The 16303-nt window shown below is 42.2% G+C and carries 16 protein-coding genes; 7 read left to right on the top strand and 9 right to left on the bottom strand.

Annotated elements, in window-relative coordinates:
- Window positions 1–230: 230 nt before the first annotated feature.
- From ABMY41_RS10270 to ABMY41_RS10260, 3 genes are all read left to right on the top strand, one after another.
- A complete protein-coding gene (locus ABMY41_RS10270) occupies window positions 231–1382 on the top strand; it encodes a PepSY-associated TM helix domain-containing protein (protein ID WP_175080015.1) in 1152 nt (383 codons plus the stop codon).
- On the top strand, window positions 1382–1852 hold the full coding sequence (locus ABMY41_RS10265) for a hypothetical protein (protein WP_217874770.1): 471 nt from the start codon (window positions 1382–1384) through the stop codon (window positions 1850–1852). The genes ABMY41_RS10270 and ABMY41_RS10265 overlap by 1 nt, the downstream gene beginning before the upstream one ends.
- A gap of 250 nt (window positions 1853–2102) precedes the next feature.
- Window positions 2103–3515 carry a family 43 glycosylhydrolase gene (locus ABMY41_RS10260; RefSeq protein WP_349274614.1) on the top strand — a complete coding sequence of 471 codons (1413 nt, stop codon included), beginning with the start codon at window positions 2103–2105 and terminating at the stop codon, window positions 3513–3515.
- Window positions 3516–3547: 32 nt separating this feature from the next.
- On the opposite strand, the gene ABMY41_RS10255 is transcribed toward ABMY41_RS10260, so the two are convergent.
- Window positions 3548–4297, bottom strand: coding sequence for an RIO1 family regulatory kinase/ATPase (locus ABMY41_RS10255; protein WP_349274613.1), 750 nt, complete (start codon window positions 4295–4297; stop codon window positions 3548–3550).
- An 86-nt stretch (window positions 4298–4383) separates the two neighbouring features.
- Entirely contained in the window at window positions 4384–4848 is a 465-nt protein-coding gene (locus ABMY41_RS10250) for a MarR family transcriptional regulator (protein WP_062566738.1), read from the bottom strand.
- 127 nt (window positions 4849–4975) lie between these two features.
- Here ABMY41_RS10250 and ABMY41_RS10245 point away from each other — a divergent pair, with 127 nt between their 5' ends.
- Genes ABMY41_RS10245 through ABMY41_RS10235 form a run of 3 tightly spaced genes read left to right on the top strand, consistent with a single transcriptional unit; the run spans window position 4976 to window position 7330 of the window.
- Window positions 4976–6127: a hypothetical protein gene (locus ABMY41_RS10245; RefSeq protein WP_349274612.1), complete on the top strand. Its 1152-nt coding sequence runs from the start codon at window positions 4976–4978 to the stop codon at window positions 6125–6127.
- Window positions 6128–6175: 48 nt separating this feature from the next.
- Complete coding sequence (locus ABMY41_RS10240; RefSeq protein WP_175079996.1) at window positions 6176–7066, top strand: dienelactone hydrolase family protein; 891 nt, start codon at window positions 6176–6178, stop codon at window positions 7064–7066.
- A 48-nt stretch (window positions 7067–7114) separates the two neighbouring features.
- Window positions 7115–7330, top strand: a complete 216-nt coding sequence (locus tag ABMY41_RS10235; RefSeq protein WP_054562273.1) for a hypothetical protein — start codon at window positions 7115–7117, stop codon at window positions 7328–7330.
- Between the two features lie 77 nt (window positions 7331–7407).
- Here the strand turns inward: ABMY41_RS10235 and ABMY41_RS10230 are convergent, their stop codons facing one another.
- From ABMY41_RS10230 to ABMY41_RS10200, 7 genes are all read right to left on the bottom strand, one after another.
- Window positions 7408–8115, bottom strand: a complete 708-nt coding sequence (locus ABMY41_RS10230; RefSeq protein ID WP_175082308.1) for a TorF family putative porin — start codon at window positions 8113–8115, stop codon at window positions 7408–7410.
- An 11-nt stretch (window positions 8116–8126) separates the two neighbouring features.
- The gene (locus ABMY41_RS10225; RefSeq protein ID WP_058586477.1) at window positions 8127–9344 is read right to left on the bottom strand and encodes a choline transporter; all 1218 of its coding nucleotides are present in this window, start codon (window positions 9342–9344) and stop codon (window positions 8127–8129) included.
- Between the two features lie 129 nt (window positions 9345–9473).
- A complete protein-coding gene (gene betA, locus ABMY41_RS10220) occupies window positions 9474–11144 on the bottom strand; it encodes a choline dehydrogenase (protein WP_349274611.1) in 1671 nt (556 codons plus the stop codon).
- A complete protein-coding gene (gene betB / locus ABMY41_RS10215; protein ID WP_349274610.1) occupies window positions 11144–12607 on the bottom strand; it encodes a betaine-aldehyde dehydrogenase in 1464 nt (487 codons plus the stop codon). The genes betA and betB overlap by 1 nt, the downstream gene beginning before the upstream one ends.
- Window position 12608: 1 nt before the next feature.
- Complete coding sequence (betI, locus tag ABMY41_RS10210; protein ID WP_055020667.1) at window positions 12609–13199, bottom strand: transcriptional regulator BetI; 591 nt, start codon at window positions 13197–13199, stop codon at window positions 12609–12611.
- A 292-nt stretch (window positions 13200–13491) separates the two neighbouring features.
- Window positions 13492–13959, bottom strand: coding sequence for a nuclear transport factor 2 family protein (locus ABMY41_RS10205; RefSeq protein WP_287242815.1), 468 nt, complete (start codon window positions 13957–13959; stop codon window positions 13492–13494).
- A gap of 88 nt (window positions 13960–14047) precedes the next feature.
- Complete coding sequence (locus tag ABMY41_RS10200; protein ID WP_349274609.1) at window positions 14048–15229, bottom strand: MFS transporter; 1182 nt, start codon at window positions 15227–15229, stop codon at window positions 14048–14050.
- A 110-nt stretch (window positions 15230–15339) separates the two neighbouring features.
- Here ABMY41_RS10200 and ABMY41_RS10195 point away from each other — a divergent pair, with 110 nt between their 5' ends.
- Window positions 15340–16227, top strand: a complete 888-nt coding sequence (locus ABMY41_RS10195) for a LysR family transcriptional regulator (protein ID WP_175082306.1) — start codon at window positions 15340–15342, stop codon at window positions 16225–16227.
- The last annotated feature ends 76 nt before the right edge of the window (window positions 16228–16303 follow it).

Genomic DNA, 16303 nt, shown 5'->3' with positions numbered 1-16303 from the left:
ATGAGTATGGTCGTTAATCATAATGTGTCTCCAAACAAGATTTGAAGATCTGATCATGATGTTGAAATTTAGTTCAAAAAAATCCCCGCTAATTTCTTAGCAGGGATTTGTGTATAAGAGACAGCTTAATAGCGCCTTTTTTGCAGCTCGTCGACAGAGATTGTGTTTGTTCAAAAGATTGTAGTACAATTTAAATGATAACAATTACTATCATCAATTAACGTCGGGCTATTTTTACCATGAGTAAACGTCTTTGGTTCCAACTACATGGTTGGTTTTCGCTCCCAGTATGGGTGCTATTTTGCTTTATTTGTGTCACAGGTACTGTGTCGGTTATAAGCCATGAGCTTACTTGGCTGACCAACAGTGAAGCACGAGCAAACAACCCAAATGATTTACCAGCACTTGGTGTTGATCAAGTTATTAATAGCGTTGAAAAAGCCTACCCGACTGCCGATGTAATGAGTGTACTTACTTATGAGCCTTACTTGGTTAATGCGGTTATTTTCACTGATACCGACAAACCTTATGCTGTAGCTTACGTCAATCAATACACCGGCGAAGTACAAGCGGTTAATGACACTATCTCATTCATTGAATTTATGCGTACCCTACACGGCTGGCTATTCTTCCCTTGGCAAGAAGGTTACAGCGTAGGTTACTACCTCGTCAGCGCCATGGCTTTTGTCCTTTTAGGTGCACTAGTAACAGGCTTAGTGATTTATAAAAACTTTTGGCGTGCATTTAGCCAGCCAAAACTACGTTTTAATCAAGGTAAAAAAACCTTTCTAAAAGATTTACATACCTTAAGTGGCGTTTGGTCAATTTGGTTTATGGCAGTAATGGCACTAACAGGCCTGTGGTATTTAGTGCAAGCCATCATGTGGCATAACGAAATAGACATAGAAGAGCACGCACCGCTCGTGGCGGTTTCAACTTTACCTGCGGATAAACAAACACCGCCAACCGATTTAAAAGCGGCACTGGCTATTACCAAAGAGAAATACCCAGATTTCAAACCTAGCTATGTGATGCTGCCAGAGCATAACCGCGGCATGTTTAATATCATGGGCAGTGGCGATACTATTTTCTACGATAACTACGCTTACTCAACCTCAATCAATCCTTGGACGGGTGAAATTGCAGCAAGCAAAAGCCCAGAAACCATGTCGGGATTACTCACCCTTTCACATATCGCCGATCCGCTGCATTACGGTAATATTGGCGGTCTGTGGACAAAGGTTATTTGGTTTATCTTTGGTTTAATTTTAAGTGGTATGTCAATCACTGGCTTTATGATGTACGCCGCAAAATTAGTAAATAACAAACCTGTAAAAGCGCGCCAATCAGCGCCAGTAAATAACGTTCAGGAGGCAAACTAATGGCTCGTTTACAAGCAACTTGGTGGCAGCGTAAAAAGTATCTTTTACATGCTGTGGTACTGGCTTTGCCTGTGTGGTTTATTTATCAGTCATTAAACCCTCAGTTTCCTGCACTTTGGCAAGAGCAACAAGCGGGCGAATTTAAAATCGCCCCGATGCCGCTAAATGAAGATGCCCCGTACTCACACCACAATGAGTATGTGAAAGATTTCTTTATCGCCTTTAATCAAGGTGACATAAGCAATGTTCGTCAGGCGTATTTAAACATTGGCCAAGCGCCTTTAGCACTAACGGAGTTTGCTAAAGATGAAGAAGGCATAATGCATGGCACCAATCATGGTCAGCACGCCCACGCGATAGCCCCTAAAATCATCTCAGCTGATGATAAACTGTGGATCACAATACAAACTTGGCAAGGCCAACTGCATACCCTCAAATGGGATATTCCCAGCCAGTTTATTACTCAATAACATCCGAAAAGCCACTCACTGAGTGGCTTTTTTGTATCTCAGCTAAACACTAAAGTCCCTTCCAAAACAGTCAAAGGTAAAATTTTTGTTAATTATTTTACCGAACACCTTTACAAATATAATAATATAATAAAGTATTATAAATGGTTTTCATTTGCACTAATCCTCTTAAGAGAGTTGGTGTTGATCAAAACTCATCCAAGGAGCAGAACACACAAGGAAAGCTCAATAACAATGATTTGGAGACACAATGATACTTTCAAAAAAAGCCCTAGCTGCGCTCAGCTTGGCAACAACCCTCATACTGCCCAATGCTTATGCTATTGATAATGGCGTATACACCATTAAATCAAAGTACAGTGCTAAGTTTGTTGAAGTGGCCAGCGCGCAAACCAACGATGGTGCGAATGTTAGTCAATGGGCTGACACGAATCACGACACCCAGCGCTGGTTAATCACCAACATAGGTGGCAGCAACTATTCGGTTATTAACTTAAATAGTGGTAAAGCCCTAGAGGTGTTTGACTTCTCGACTGCCGATGGCGGCAATGTGGTGCAATATGAGTACGCTAATCTTGCCAGCCAACACTGGCAAATTAATGATGAAGGTAGCGGCTATTACAGCTTCATTAACGATCACAGTGGTAAGGCACTCGACCTTTATGCTTTTGATGGCAACGATGGCGCGAATATTAGCCAGTGGAGCTACAACGGCAGCGATGCACAGCAGTGGCAGCTAACCAAGCTTGCTAATGTTGAATCAACCCCTTGGGATCCATCCACAACCAATGGCGCTGCAGATCACTGGCCACTTACTGGTAATTTAGTCACCCACGATCCAACCCTTGGCTATGAAAATGGCACTTGGTGGGTTTTTCAAACAGGCCCTGGTATCTACGGTAAATATTCAAGTAACGGTGTAGATTGGAATGATGCGCAGCCAATTTTCTCAAATGGTTTAAGCTGGTGGAGTAACTATGTACCAGATCATGATGGAATTGATGTCTGGGCGCCTGAATTAAAAAGCTACAATGGTCGTAGCTGGCTTTATTATTCGATTTCGACCTTTGGTTCACGTGTTAGCGCTATTGGCCTTACCTCAGCAAGTAGCGTGGCAGCTGGTGATTGGCGTGATGATGGTTTAGTAATTAACACGACCAATAGCAATAATTATAACGCCATTGACCCCGATCTCGTGGTAGCAAAAGATGGTGCACCTTGGCTTGCCTTTGGCTCATGGAATTCGGGTATTAAACTAACGCGTATTAACCCAATGACCATGAAACCATTTGGTCAAATCTACTCTTTAGCAAGTCGCTCTGGTGGCATCGAAGCACCTACCATAGTGTATCGCCGAGGCTATTACTATTTGTTTGTTTCAGTTGGAAAATGCTGTGATGGCACGAATAGTACTTACCGTATTGCGTATGGTCGCTCTAGTGACATCCGCGGTCCATACCTAGATAAAAATGGCACCGACATGCTAGCTAGCGGCGGGAGCATTCTTGATGCGGGTAATAGCCAATGGGTAGGTCCAGGTGGACAAGACATTTTAAATACCGATGTGATTGTTCGTCATGCTTATGATGCAGGTGATAATGGTACCCCAAAATTGCTCATCAGCACCCTGAATTGGGATGCTAATGGTTGGCCTAAATACTAGTTCTCCCCACTAAGCGCGTGCAAGCGCGCTTTTTACAATCTATCTAATATACTGCGAACAAATTCAGAATTAAGAATCTGAGTTACTGCCCCACTACACCACAAATAGGCACGTTGAATCGGGTAACCTTTAAAAATCCAACGCTTACGCACATGATTAAAGTCGTGCAAATAATCCGCCTTTGCTTGCGGTAACGAGTCTTTGGCTAACTTATGCCATGCTTTATAAACCCCACTCATATCGGCACCACGCATAAAACGCTGTAACCAGCGCGGAAATCGTGCAAAGCGAATCGCGGACTGAAAATCAATAATGTAAGGCTTGCCGTCTTTTGAACAAATAACATTACCTAAATTACGTAAGTCGAGGTGCACCACGCCGCGGCGATGCATTTTTGCTACCAAACGCTCAAATTCTTTAAAGAACTCACTCGGTAAATGCTGCTGTTGCAAGGCAAGCTGGCGAAGTGGCGTGCCTTCAATAAAATCATAAGCAATAGCAATCGATGACAAGCGGCAAAAGTTATCAACCACTCCGTCTACGTCTTGCAGGCGTGCCAGCCCCATGTACTCTTGATTGATAAAAAGCGGCGCGATTGTTTTTCTCACCCACCATGGGCTGTGCTGAAAATCTTTAATAATTAAATCAAATTTCGCGTCTTTATAACGATAAACAATGGCATTGGCAAAGCGGCCTGTGTGAACAACCGACAAACCTTCTGGGCTAAATTGATGAGCTGGAAATTGAGCGTGAAGCTCTGCAAGCAAAGATGATTCAAACATAACAACCCGGACTTGTTAAAATTAAATGCCTAGGCAACTATATTATCAAAATGCGTCTACAGCGACAATGTACCGCTTAGAGAAATTTATGCTTTTAAATTATGAATTGCTCTAAACAATAAGCTTGCGAGTTGCTCTTGCTCATCATCAGAGAAGCCTGTAAGTGCTTTGCGATAGATATCATTTACAGTGGGTAAAATTTCTGGGTAAAGCTGTTGGCCTTTTTCTGTGAGACATAAAAGAGTTGAACGGCGATCTTCAACTGACTGCTTTTTTGCAACTAAGCCCTTGTCTTCTAAACGAGAAAGTAACCGACTCATGGCACCGCGGTCATACATCATGTGCTCACAAAGCTCAGCCAAGGTATTTACTTTACCACGCGCAAGTAGCACAACCACAATGTACTGAGCCGAGGTTAGCTCTTTATCCTCTAAAGCATTATCAAGATGAGTCACTAGGTTTGAACGTAAGTAAGAGACTAAGCGACCTAAGTCTTGCACTGGATCTAAATCTTCAATGCAGCACTGGCCAATTGATGCAGGTTCTTTCATATTTCCTCTAAAGCGATGAATAGCAATTCATAGACAGTTAATAGGCAAAATAATTCAATCCTATTAGATTGCTTCAACGGCTATGAATAGTGTAGCGTGAACAAGCGTACTAACTGTCGGGGGCGTTATGCTAACTAAACAACATATTATCAAGTATTTATCTCTTACAATACTGCTACTTCTTTGTTGGCTAGAGCATTATAACCATTTCATTATGCGCTTTATCGACAGCGCCCTTGTGCAATCAACCCTAGTGTACGCTTCATCTCGTACAGTTAATGCTGCTATATCGCTATTGCAATCAGCCGAAGTGGGCATTGGTATTGCGAGTATTCAACCTGCACAACTACTCGACCCAGTCAATGACTTAGCTGAATACATGTCGGATGCTATGCGCCTCGCTATAGGCTCGTTATTTTTACAGCGCATTTTATACACCATTTCTTCTGGGGTTATTTTTAGTGGTTTTTTTACTGTTTCGGTCGTCGCTTACTTTATATGTGAATGGCGTAACTATTTTCCTAACTTACGTCATAAGATTATGGCGAGCTTAATTTTAATTCGCTTTTTAGTGCCTGCTGTGGTGCTTACAACAGGCCTCGTGAGCCAAATATTCTTAGATGAGCAAATAAACCAGCAAAGTGAAATCGTGAGCGAAAAAGTCGAGACGGTGAATAGTAGTGCAAATAACACCTCTGCCCTATCAGCCAAGCTAAAAGCTGAGGTCGATAGTGAAAAACAAACCATCTTCGACAAGCTCTCTCTATTAAATGAGCAGCAGATTAAAAACCACCAGCGAGCCACTGAGCTCAAAGGTGATTTAGCAGAGCTCGAAGCCCAAATAGAAGCGATTCAAGCAACCCGCAGCTTGTCTGAGCGACTGACCTTTACTGAGCTTGAACAAGCAAAGCCATTACTTGATAAAAAGCAGCAATTAACAGCGCAGTTTAATGCGGTACTAAACCAGCAAAGACAGCTGAACTTAGACAAAGACGCCTTAAACGAACAACTAGAAAACCTTAACGCATCACTCAATCAAGACCAATCGTCGCAGGTGAGTAAAATTATCGACACCGTCACCTCTGGCATTAGCAACATGGTGGCAGCCGTCGAAGACTTATTTATCGACTTTTTGAATATCTTGTCACTGCTGATTTTAAAACTGTTATTAATGCCGTTGATTTTTTTATACCTATTTAACAAAGCCTTTAAGGCCATTTGGCAGCGCCGCTTTATGGACGTAGTAATACAAACAAAGCAACTGGCTGTTAATCGCTGATATTTCAGCTAAAGTTATAAACCTAACTCGTTTTTAAAGGATATAAGTATGACTGAGCAACGCCATAACCACATTCCCCAAGAAGCTTTCGATTGGTACGATGAATACGCCCATGGCTTGATGGACCGCCGTACCTTTATGAAAAAGCTGGGTGGCTTAGTCGCCCTTGGTTATTCAATGGCAATGCTAAGTAGCGCTTTACTGCCAAACTACGCATTAGCTGAGCAAGTATCCTTTAATGACCCTGATATTAAAGCCAGTTATAAAACCTTTGATTCGTTTAAAGGTCATGGCGAAGGTAAAGGCTATTTAGTCGAACCCGCTAATTTAACGGGCAAGCTCCCAATAGTATTAGTGATCCACGAAAACAGGGGCTTAAACCCTTATATTAAAGATGTTGCTCGCCGCCTTGCCAAAGCCGGTTTTATTGCCTTTGCGCCAGATGCATTACACCCTCTTGGTGGCTACCCTGGCAATGACGATGAAGGCCGCGCCATGCAACGCTCTATGGATAAACAAAAAATCCAACAAGACTTTATCGCCGCAGCAGAATACATAAAAAGACACCCAAATAGTAACGGCAAACTTGGTGCGGTAGGCTTTTGCTTTGGTGGATATATGGTTAACTACCTAGCAGCAGTTGATAGCAAACTGATTGATGCGGGCGTGCCTTATTACGGCACTCCGGCCGTTAAAGAACTCAGACAAAACATCAAAGCCCCACTACTTGTACACTTAGCCGAGTTTGATAAACGCGTTAATGCAACATGGCCAGAATACGAGAGCGACTTAAAAGCGCATCAAGTGCCTTACACTATGCACATGTATGAGCAAGCAAATCATGGTTTTCATAACGACTCTACATCTCGTTATGATGAAAAACAGGCGGAGCTTTCGTGGCAACGCACATTGGCCTTTTTCAATGAGCAATTGATTTAAACAGAGCAATTTCATACACTCTCGAAAAAATTTTAGGCTAGAAAATAGATGGAATCGCAAGTCAGTTATCGCTTTGACTCACAGCAAACCGCCAATCGGTTTTTAAACAAGCTTAAACACTGGTCGGTGGCTAAAGTCACTGCGAGTCTTTGCCAAGGTGGTTATGGCGTAAAAATACGCTACGAAGTCGATACCAGTGGTTTTGATTACACTCTTGCAGAGCTTGATGATTTAGCAATGCAACACGAAGGCGAAGAAATTTAATTCTTATATTCTAGGCATAAAAAACGGCTAAACAAGGTTAGCCGTTTCATTTTAAAGCCGAGATTATAACGCTCTACTTATAAATCAAAGCTACGTGAAATAGACGCGACAATTCGCTCATCTGCGGTATCCCAGTCAAGGCTGGTATTTTCGCCAGCAAGCTCAAAATCAAAACCTGCAAAGCTTGTTTGATAGGCTAAACGATAATGGTTGTACGACTTATCATTACCATCCCAAGCAAACTTATTACCATCGAGTGAGTTAGAAATATCAAAGCTGGCACGAATTGCATGATTTGGCGCAATTTCAAAGGTATGGGCAACCATAGAAATCACATGCCCTGCATCGGTACCAAAGTAATCCCAAGCGTACCAGAAGTTAAGTTCTGTGAAACCTAGGCTATTGGTATAGCCAAACTTTGCATAAGTCTCAAAATAATTACCATCGCTTGAGTAATCTTCACCATGGTATGAGTAGTAAGCAATACCATAATCAACACTAAGGGTGTCAGTTAGCTCAGCATAGTTACCAAAATACGCATCCCACTCGATGTCTGTGCCATCGCCAAAATCTACATTTGAAGCCCAAGTACCTACATACATACCTGAATCTGCAAAGGCATAATCTAAGCTGCCCTGAATCGCTGGGTCATTCATAGTTTGGCTTACACCATTGAAGGTGTAATCTGATGCCAATGTAACCGTAGTCGATAAGTCAGCCATGGCTGATGTCGATAGTAATGCCAATGGCAACGCTGCTGCTAATACTGTTTGTCTTGTTGTCATGTTGGTTTCCCTTAGCTAACTGTTTCTATTTTTGTGTAATCTAATTTATTGTCTTTTGGTGAACCTTCGATATTTTTCACTGTTTTTAACTTGCTGTAGCCAATAAACGCAGCACAGCCGAAAAATAACGCAATAACGAGCGCACCAACCCATTGGATCTGTAAAAAGTCGAACTTAAACAGCAGGGTTAATAATGAAAGCGCCACCACATTCAAGGCAATATAATTAAATTTACCTAAACGTTTCACCGTTAAGTTTAGGTTATCTGTGTATAAACGGATCAAAGAATCAAGTGAGTTGATCACAAACACCACACCAACAAACACCATAGCGATGTTTTTCAGGCCTGCTGTTGCAATACCCGCTTCATGATATTGATACAAAACACTAAACCAGATAGCGATTGGAATAGATGGGAAAATCAACATAGCCGCCAGCACTTGGTAAGTTTTTAAGCCACCCACAAAACGTGAGGTAAATTGACCAATCATGATGCTCCAAGCAAACCACCAAAACAGGTAGAAGGCATGGTAATCATTCAGCGGTAATATAAATTCATTGATATTGCCAAAGTAACCGCCGATCAACGCAAGGTTATCAACAAATGCAGATGTTTGTGCATCAGAACCAACAAAGGCACCGAACCACATAAATGCAATTAAAGCGATAAACAACCAAGTTGTAGAAATACTTAAAAAGCGTACATACTTAATGTCTGTGCTCGAATACACAGCAAAACAAATCGCTGCAAACACCATTAAGTAGAATGTCGGAATAATTGACTCACCATCACCAAGCGACGGCAAATACCAAGGTAAATTCGACAGCAGTAAAAATGCAGTAAATGCGCACGTACCAATAATAACGATGTTATTAATTAGTTTTACCCAAGCAATTTCAAAGAACTTTACTTTGGGTTCTATTACACAGAAATAAAAGCACGTAAGGAAATAAAATCCCCAGATCAAGAAGCCCCAATAACCAAATTCAATGGCTAGAGGATTGGCAAACGCATACTCTGGGCTTGCTTTTATGTCTGCATAACCTGCAAACTCTGTCAGTGGAAACATAATCAAGCCAACGTCTAGGCCCGATGTAAATAAAATTGCAATGAACGTAAACGTTCTAACCGGTGTGACGCCAACACACCTAACCGTACCCCATTTAAATAAAATAACCGCAATTGCTAACAGGGTAAAAATGATGCCAGCACTAAGCCAAAAGGTCATAGTTACCCCCCCAAAATAAGTAATAATACTTCATTGTTTCTCCAGTTTTATTCCTCGCATTAACGCACCACAAACAACTCGTGATGCGCGCCACTGCAAGCCCCACAGCCGAAACTGCGGGTGGCCTTATTAGATCTCCGAACTACGCTGCGTTGATTGCCATTGTTTTTCCATGGCAACATCTGCAGTTGATGCCGATAACACAGGCTTACCTAAAATGTGGTCCGCCGCTTTTTCTGCCACCATAATGGTTGGCGCATTTAAATTACCGTTTGGAACGGTTGGGAAGATAGATGAATCCACAACCCGCAAACCTTCGATACCGTGTACTTGAGTTTGCGAGTTAACCACGGCCATCTCGTCCTCACCCATCTTGCACGAACATGACGGATGGTAAGCACTCTCAACCGCCTGACGAACAAAAGCATCGATTTCTTCATCGCTTTGAACATCTTTACCGGGTTGAATTTCACCATCGCGATACTCATCAAACGCACTTTGCTCAATAATCTCGCGAGTTAGACGTACGCAAGCTCTAAAGCCTTCAATGTCATCTTGATGCTGTAAGTAGTTAAATTGGATCTTAGGCGCAACCTGAGGATCCGCTGACTTAATCGTTACTGCACCACGGCTTTTTGGTTTGTTATGCCCAACATGAACTTGGAAACCATGACCATCAAAGGCACTCTTACCGTCATAACGAATGGCTGCTGGTAAAAAGTGATACTGAATATCTGGCCATTCAACACCCGGTTTTGAGCGAATAAATGCACATGATTCAAAATGGTTAGTCGCCCCTAAACCTGAGTGATTTAATAACCAACGAGCACCAATTAGCCCTTTTGAAACAAGGCCTAATTTGCCGTTTAAAGTAATTGGTTGCTTACACTTATATTGGAAGTAAAACTCCAAGTGGTCTTGTAAGTTTTGGCCAACACCTGGTAAGTGGTGTTTAACCTCAACACCCGCTTCGCTCAGGATGTCTTTATCACCAATACCCGATAATTGCAGAATATGCGGTGAACCAATTGGGCCCGCACTTAAAATAACGTCTTTTGCTGCAAATGCTTGCTGCTTAGAGCCAGATACTGAATACTCAACGCCCACGGCTTTTTTGCCTTCTAGCAAAACTTTTTCAGCTAAAGCACCGGTGACTAGCGTTAAGTTTTTACGTGACTTAACTGGGTCTAAATACTCACGGCTAGCAGAGCTTCTTACGCCATCTTTAACTGTCATATGCATTGGCCCAAAACCTTCTTGCTGGGCTGCATTGTAGTCATCAGTTTGCGCATAACCTGCTTGTTGGCCCGCTTTGATAAAGGCTTTATAAAGCGGATTAGCCATTTCATTACCGTTATTAACCCCTAATGGGCCGTTATCGCCACGGTAACTGTTACCACCTAAGTAGAATGATTCCGCACGCTTAAAGTACGGTAAACATGCTTGGTAATCCCAACCATTAGCGCCGTGTTGCTGCCATTCATCAAAATCTTTGGCATGACCACGTACATAGACCATGCCGTTAATCGATGATGAGCCACCTAACACCTTACCTCGTGGGCAGTGCATTTGACGGTTATCTAAATATGGCTCTGGCTCGGTATGAAATTGCCATGCATATTTGTCAGTATTCATTGGGATTGATAGCGCGGTAGGCATCTTTATAAAAATGCTTTTATCACTACCGCCCGTTTCAAGTAATAACACCTTATTAGAAGGGTCTGCTGATAGTCGGTTTGCCAACACGCAGCCTGCTGAGCCAGCACCGACTATGATGTAATCATAGTTCTGTGTACTCATTAAAATGGACTCTCTATATTGCTCATACCCACATAAATCGATTTAGTTTGGGTATAGTGATCTAAAGTTTCGATACCGTTTTCACGGCCGATACCTGATTGCTTGTAACCACCTACTGGCATTTCTGCAGGTGAATTACCATAGCTGTTTATCCAACAAATACCGGCTTGTAACTGGTGGATCACGCGGTGTGCACGCTGAATATCTTTAGTGAACACGCCTGCGGCTAAGCCTAGGTGGGTATCGTTTGCACGCTGAATAACGTCATCTTCATCATCAAACACTAACACGCTCATTACCGGGCCAAAGATCTCTTCTTTAACTATGGTCATGTTGTCTTTACAATCGACAAAAACGGTCGGTTCCACAAAGTAGCCGTTTGGCGCAGATGCAGGTGATAGTGCCTTACCGCCGGTTAGTAAGGTTGCGCCTTCTTGAATACCTTTATCGATATAGCCAAGTACTAGCTCTTGGTGCTTTTTAGAGATAAGCGCCCCTAAATTCACCTCAGGATCCATTGGGTCGCCAGCAATAATATTTTGCTCTGTGCGTGTTTTCAGCTCATCAATAAACTGCTGATAAACATTTTTATGCACATAAATGCGCGTACAGTTAGTGCAGATTTCACCTTGCGTATAAAAATTACCTAACATTGCCGCACTAACAGCTTGTGATACATCGGCATCATCAAATACTAATAACGGTGACTTACCGCCAAGCTCCATGGTCACATCTTTAAGTGAACCAGCAGCGCTTGCCATTACTTTTTTGCCTGTGCCTACTTCACCAGTGAACGACACTTTTTCAATATTTGGATTTGCAGTTAACCATTGCCCGACTTCAGCAGCGCCTTGCACAACGTTGAATACGCCAGCAGGTACACCCGCTTCGATGAAAATCTCTGCAAGTTTAATTGCACCAAGTGGTGTTTCTTCAGAAGGCTTGAAAATAACCGCATTACCCGCAGCCAGTGCTGGGCCTGATTTCCAACAAGCAATTTGTAGTGGGTAGTTCCATGCACCAATACCGGCACAAATACCTAAAGGCTCTTTACGTGTGTAGTAAAAATCATTGCCAACCATTTGTTGCTGACCCACTTGCGCAGGAGCAAGACCAGCAAAATATTCGATAACATCGGCGCCAGTTTCAACATCGACACACTCGGCTTCTTGCCATGGCTTACCCGTGTCAAGTACTTCTACTTTTGCCAGTTCATCGTTACGCTCGCGTAAGATTGCCACGGCTTTTAATAAAATACGGCTACGCTCAATTGGCGTCATTGCAGACCATGCTGCAAACCCTTGTTTTGCGCTTTCGATTGCCGCGTTTTGAATAAACTCATCAGCGACTTCAACGTGATAAATCACTTCATCCGTTGCAGGGTTCTTAACTGCAAAGGTATCGCCAGTTTGATTCTTTAAAAAATGGCCATTAATAAAATTTTCGTAAACAGGTGTGGTCATTTTAGGCTCCATACTGTTTTATCAGTGAACGAATGTAGTCTTTAGCTAATCGCTCACAATTTTCGAATTGATCTTGGTCTGACTTACTTAATACGGCTCTTAGCCATAAACCATCGATCATGGCTGCACTTAGCTCAGCAGCTAAATTGGCATCGCTATCGCTCATTAACTGTTTGAATGAGCTTAATAAGTTACTAAATAAACGTTTACTATTTACGTTTTGTAAGCGATGCAACTGGGCGTCGTGCATTGAATGCGCCCAAAAGCTCAACCAAGTTTTGGTGTTGTTGCTTTGCTGCTGAATACGCGAAAAGTTTGCTTCAACGATAAACATTAATCGTTGCTCTGGACTAGTCTGTGGCGTTACTTGATTCAAAAGTGCTTGCTTTAAGCTGGTCAATAAATAACGCACAGTGGCTTCAATTAAGCCCTGCTTACCACCAAAATAATGACTGATAATGCCAGACGATAAGCCTGCCTTTTTACTAATGCTATTTATGGTGGTGCCTTGCAAACCAAGCTCTGCAACCGACTCTATTGTGGCGTCAATTAACTGCTGACGACGAACAGGTTCCATTCCAACTTTCGGCATAATTTTTTATTGATTGAACGTTCAATTAAAATAAAGGTTAAGGTAATGAGCATGGCAATTCAAGGTTGACAAATTGTAAACAACCGCAAAGCTACACACGTAAGTTAAGCTAACCCACTGTTCTTACGTTTATTATCAGAAATATAAAAAAGTTTTAAATTTATTCAAAAAAAGCCTAAAAAGTATGAATTTAAGCTGAAATGCGGAAAAAAGAGAAAATTTATTGCAGGCGTATTATTAATAAAAAAGCGCTTATAAAAGCGCTCATGTTAGGCTAAAAGTTAAGCTAAGCTCATTCGTGGTATTTACGAATAACCGCTATCTTGCCATCTTCTATTTCGAGCACATCCATAATGGTTTGCGTGTATTCAATTTCTTGCTGGTTTTGTGGGTGTATACCTTTAGCGTGATGGGTATAACGCAAGGCAATGGCTGAATCATTAAAAATAAAGGTATCGAGTAAGTTTGCTTGGTATTCGGTGTGCGCACCAAGGTAAAAAGTCATACCTTTACGCATCATTGCTTTGCCATCTGGCTCTCTTGCATCATCTGTTTGATAAGGCAAGTGTTGGTTTGCTACATCGTCAGTTAATAAAGCTAAAAAGGCTTCTAGCTCTTTGTTGGTGGCATTCGGTGCTTGTGTTGCAACCATGGTATTAAAGTACTGTTGTGCTAATGCTGTGAGCTCTGGGTTAGCTTGCTTTGCTTGGCTGCTAAATGTGCTAAATAGGCAAATAGCCAGAAAATAAAGGTGCTTCATCGTTATTCCTTGTGGTTTTAGTTATTGACTAATAATCAAACTACGAACCTAAAATAACGACAAAGCCCCGAACTATCAATATTTTAGTTTAAGCTGTTTGTGGCCTTGGGGTCTCGCGTTTATCTAAATAACCGCTGTATCGTGTTGCAATTAACGCAGCTAAACTGATGATAGCGCCAATCCAAGCAGTGTCTTGCAATGAGTAGCTTTCAACGACAAAGCCACCTAACACTGAGCCTAGCGCAATCCCGATATTAAACGCTGCAATGTTTAACCCTGAGGCCACATCGACGGCATTGGGGGTGAACTTTTCGGCAAGTTTAACCACATAGACTTGCAGCCCAGGCACATTACCAAACGCAAATGCCCCCCATACAAGTATGGTCAGTACCGCAGCGACTTTAGATTGCATGGTAAAGGTCAGCACTAACAGCACAATACTTAAAGCACTAAAGATAATAGTCAGCGCACTAATGGGGCCTTTTTTATCGGCTAACTTACCGCCGTAAATATTGCCAACAGCAACCGATACCCCATATACCAGCATGATTAAGCTAATAGTGGCTGATGCAAAACCAGTTTGCTGCTCTAAAATAGGCGCTAAATAGGTAAAGGCAGTAAATGTGCCGCCATAACCAAGTATGGTCATAAAGTACACCAGTAAAAGCCTAGGTTGCACCATTACTTTTAGCTGCTCACTCAAAGTCGCCGGTTTACTTTGCTTTAAGTTGCTCGGAATTAAAAACGCGCTACCAACCAGTGCAATCAAGCCTAGTAAAGACACTACTAAAAAGGTCGCTCGCCAACCAAAGTGCTGACCAATCCAAGTCCCTAACGGCACACCGGTTACTAATGCAACCGTTAAACCGGTAAACATAATCGCAATAGCACTGGCTTCTTTATCTTTACTGACAAGCCCTGTTGCGATGGTTGAACCAATTGAGAAAAACACCCCATGGGCAAGGCCTGTTAAAATCCTTGCAGTGATCAAGCTACCATAACTAGGTGCTTGCCAAGCCAGTAAATTACCAATTACAAATAGGCTCATTAAGCTAAGTAATACATGTTTTCGATTCCAGCGTCCGGTAAGCGCGGTTAATACTGGCGCCCCCACCGCAACACCTAATGCGTACAAGCTAACAAGTAGCCCGGCACTCGGTAACGAAACCGTTAAATCATCAGCGATGGTTGGCACTAAGCCGACAATCACAAACTCAGTGGTGCCTATGGCAAACGCACTGAGAGTTAACGCAAGTAATGCTATTGGCATCACATATCCTCTGTTTAATTTTGAAAGTGCGGCTATTGTGGCTAAAATTAAATTTGCAAAAAATAGCAGTAGTGACAAAATACTTTTGTCAAAAATGAAAAGGTAAAACCATGAGCGTGATCTCCAACACCCAAGATTTAGAAGCATTTATTAGCGTGGTTGATACCGGCGGGTTCTCAAGTGCAGCCAATGCATTAGATGAGCAAGTAGCAAAAATATCACGGGCGGTAACTCGGCTCGAAAAATCCTTAAACGTTACCTTATTCAACCGCACTACAAGACGCATTGAGCTGACCGAAGAAGGTCAGTTATTTTTAGGCTATGCTAGAGAAGCACTCAGTCAGCTCGCACAAGGCGAAGAGGCCTTAAAGCTTTTGCACTGTGCGCCATCAGGAAAATTAAGAGTCGATGCTGCAAGCCCCTTTGTGTTTCACCAATTAGCACCACATTTAAAAGCCTTTAACCAAGCTTATCCTGACATAAAACTTGAGATCACCAGCCACGACAACATTATCGATTTACTTGAGCATAAAACCGATATTGCTATTCGTATTGGCGAACTTGCTGACTCAAACTTGCATGCGCGCACTTTGGGAGTTAGTAAGTTACAGCTCGTTGCAAGCCCTGATTATTTAAAAACGGCACCGCCATTAAATGAGCTAACCGATTTAGCCTCGCACCAGCTTATTGGTTTTACCGATGCGCCGCATTTAAATCACTGGCCGCTAACCACGCCTTTAGATCTTAAATTTTCAATCAGTGCATCAAGTGGTGAAACTGTACGCCAGCTTTGTATTCAAGGTCATGGCATTACCTTGTTGTCGGAATTTATGATCAACGAAGATTTAAAAGCAGGCCGTTTAGTAAAAGTGCTTGAAGGCGAGGTACTGAGCCCTAATCGCCGCGAAAAAGTGCATGCGGTGTATTACCAAAACAGCGGTGTGTCATCACGAGTATTAGCGTTTTTAGACTTTATAGCACCAAGGTTAACGCTTTAGTTTTTTGCACTTTTAACAAAAGTGTTTTGTGATTAGTGGCATTAATTTCATAAATGATTTTCGTTATGCTGAAAGC

The organism is Pseudoalteromonas sp. BZA4 (assembly GCF_040104395.1).
Classification (GTDB): domain Bacteria; phylum Pseudomonadota; class Gammaproteobacteria; order Enterobacterales; family Alteromonadaceae; genus Pseudoalteromonas.
The sequence above is the reverse complement of the archived record's forward strand: the minus strand, read 5'-3'. Positions and strand labels throughout refer to the sequence as shown.

Excerpts from the sequence above, each read along its gene's own strand:
- ABMY41_RS10265 (WP_217874770.1), top strand. The coding sequence starts at position 1,382 with ATGGCTCGTTTACAAGCAACTTGGTGGCAGCGTAAAAAGTATCTTTTA.
- ABMY41_RS10230 (WP_175082308.1), bottom strand. The coding sequence starts at position 8,115 with ATGACAACAAGACAAACAGTATTAGCAGCAGCGTTGCCATTGGCATTA.
- ABMY41_RS10240 (WP_175079996.1), top strand. The coding sequence starts at position 6,176 with ATGACTGAGCAACGCCATAACCACATTCCCCAAGAAGCTTTCGATTGG.
- ABMY41_RS10225 (WP_058586477.1), bottom strand. The coding sequence starts at position 9,344 with ATGACCTTTTGGCTTAGTGCTGGCATCATTTTTACCCTGTTAGCAATT.
- betA (WP_349274611.1), bottom strand. The coding sequence starts at position 11,144 with ATGAGTACACAGAACTATGATTACATCATAGTCGGTGCTGGCTCAGCA.
- betI (WP_055020667.1), bottom strand. The coding sequence starts at position 13,199 with ATGCCGAAAGTTGGAATGGAACCTGTTCGTCGTCAGCAGTTAATTGAC.
- ABMY41_RS10255 (WP_349274613.1), bottom strand. The coding sequence starts at position 4,297 with ATGTTTGAATCATCTTTGCTTGCAGAGCTTCACGCTCAATTTCCAGCT.
- ABMY41_RS10235 (WP_054562273.1), top strand. The coding sequence starts at position 7,115 with ATGGAATCGCAAGTCAGTTATCGCTTTGACTCACAGCAAACCGCCAAT.
- ABMY41_RS10195 (WP_175082306.1), top strand. The coding sequence starts at position 15,340 with ATGAGCGTGATCTCCAACACCCAAGATTTAGAAGCATTTATTAGCGTG.
- betB (WP_349274610.1), bottom strand. The coding sequence starts at position 12,607 with ATGACCACACCTGTTTACGAAAATTTTATTAATGGCCATTTTTTAAAG.
- ABMY41_RS10205 (WP_287242815.1), bottom strand. The coding sequence starts at position 13,959 with ATGAAGCACCTTTATTTTCTGGCTATTTGCCTATTTAGCACATTTAGC.
- ABMY41_RS10250 (WP_062566738.1), bottom strand. The coding sequence starts at position 4,848 with ATGAAAGAACCTGCATCAATTGGCCAGTGCTGCATTGAAGATTTAGAT.
- ABMY41_RS10200 (WP_349274609.1), bottom strand. The coding sequence starts at position 15,229 with ATGCCAATAGCATTACTTGCGTTAACTCTCAGTGCGTTTGCCATAGGC.
- ABMY41_RS10245 (WP_349274612.1), top strand. The coding sequence starts at position 4,976 with ATGCTAACTAAACAACATATTATCAAGTATTTATCTCTTACAATACTG.
- ABMY41_RS10260 (WP_349274614.1), top strand. The coding sequence starts at position 2,103 with ATGATACTTTCAAAAAAAGCCCTAGCTGCGCTCAGCTTGGCAACAACC.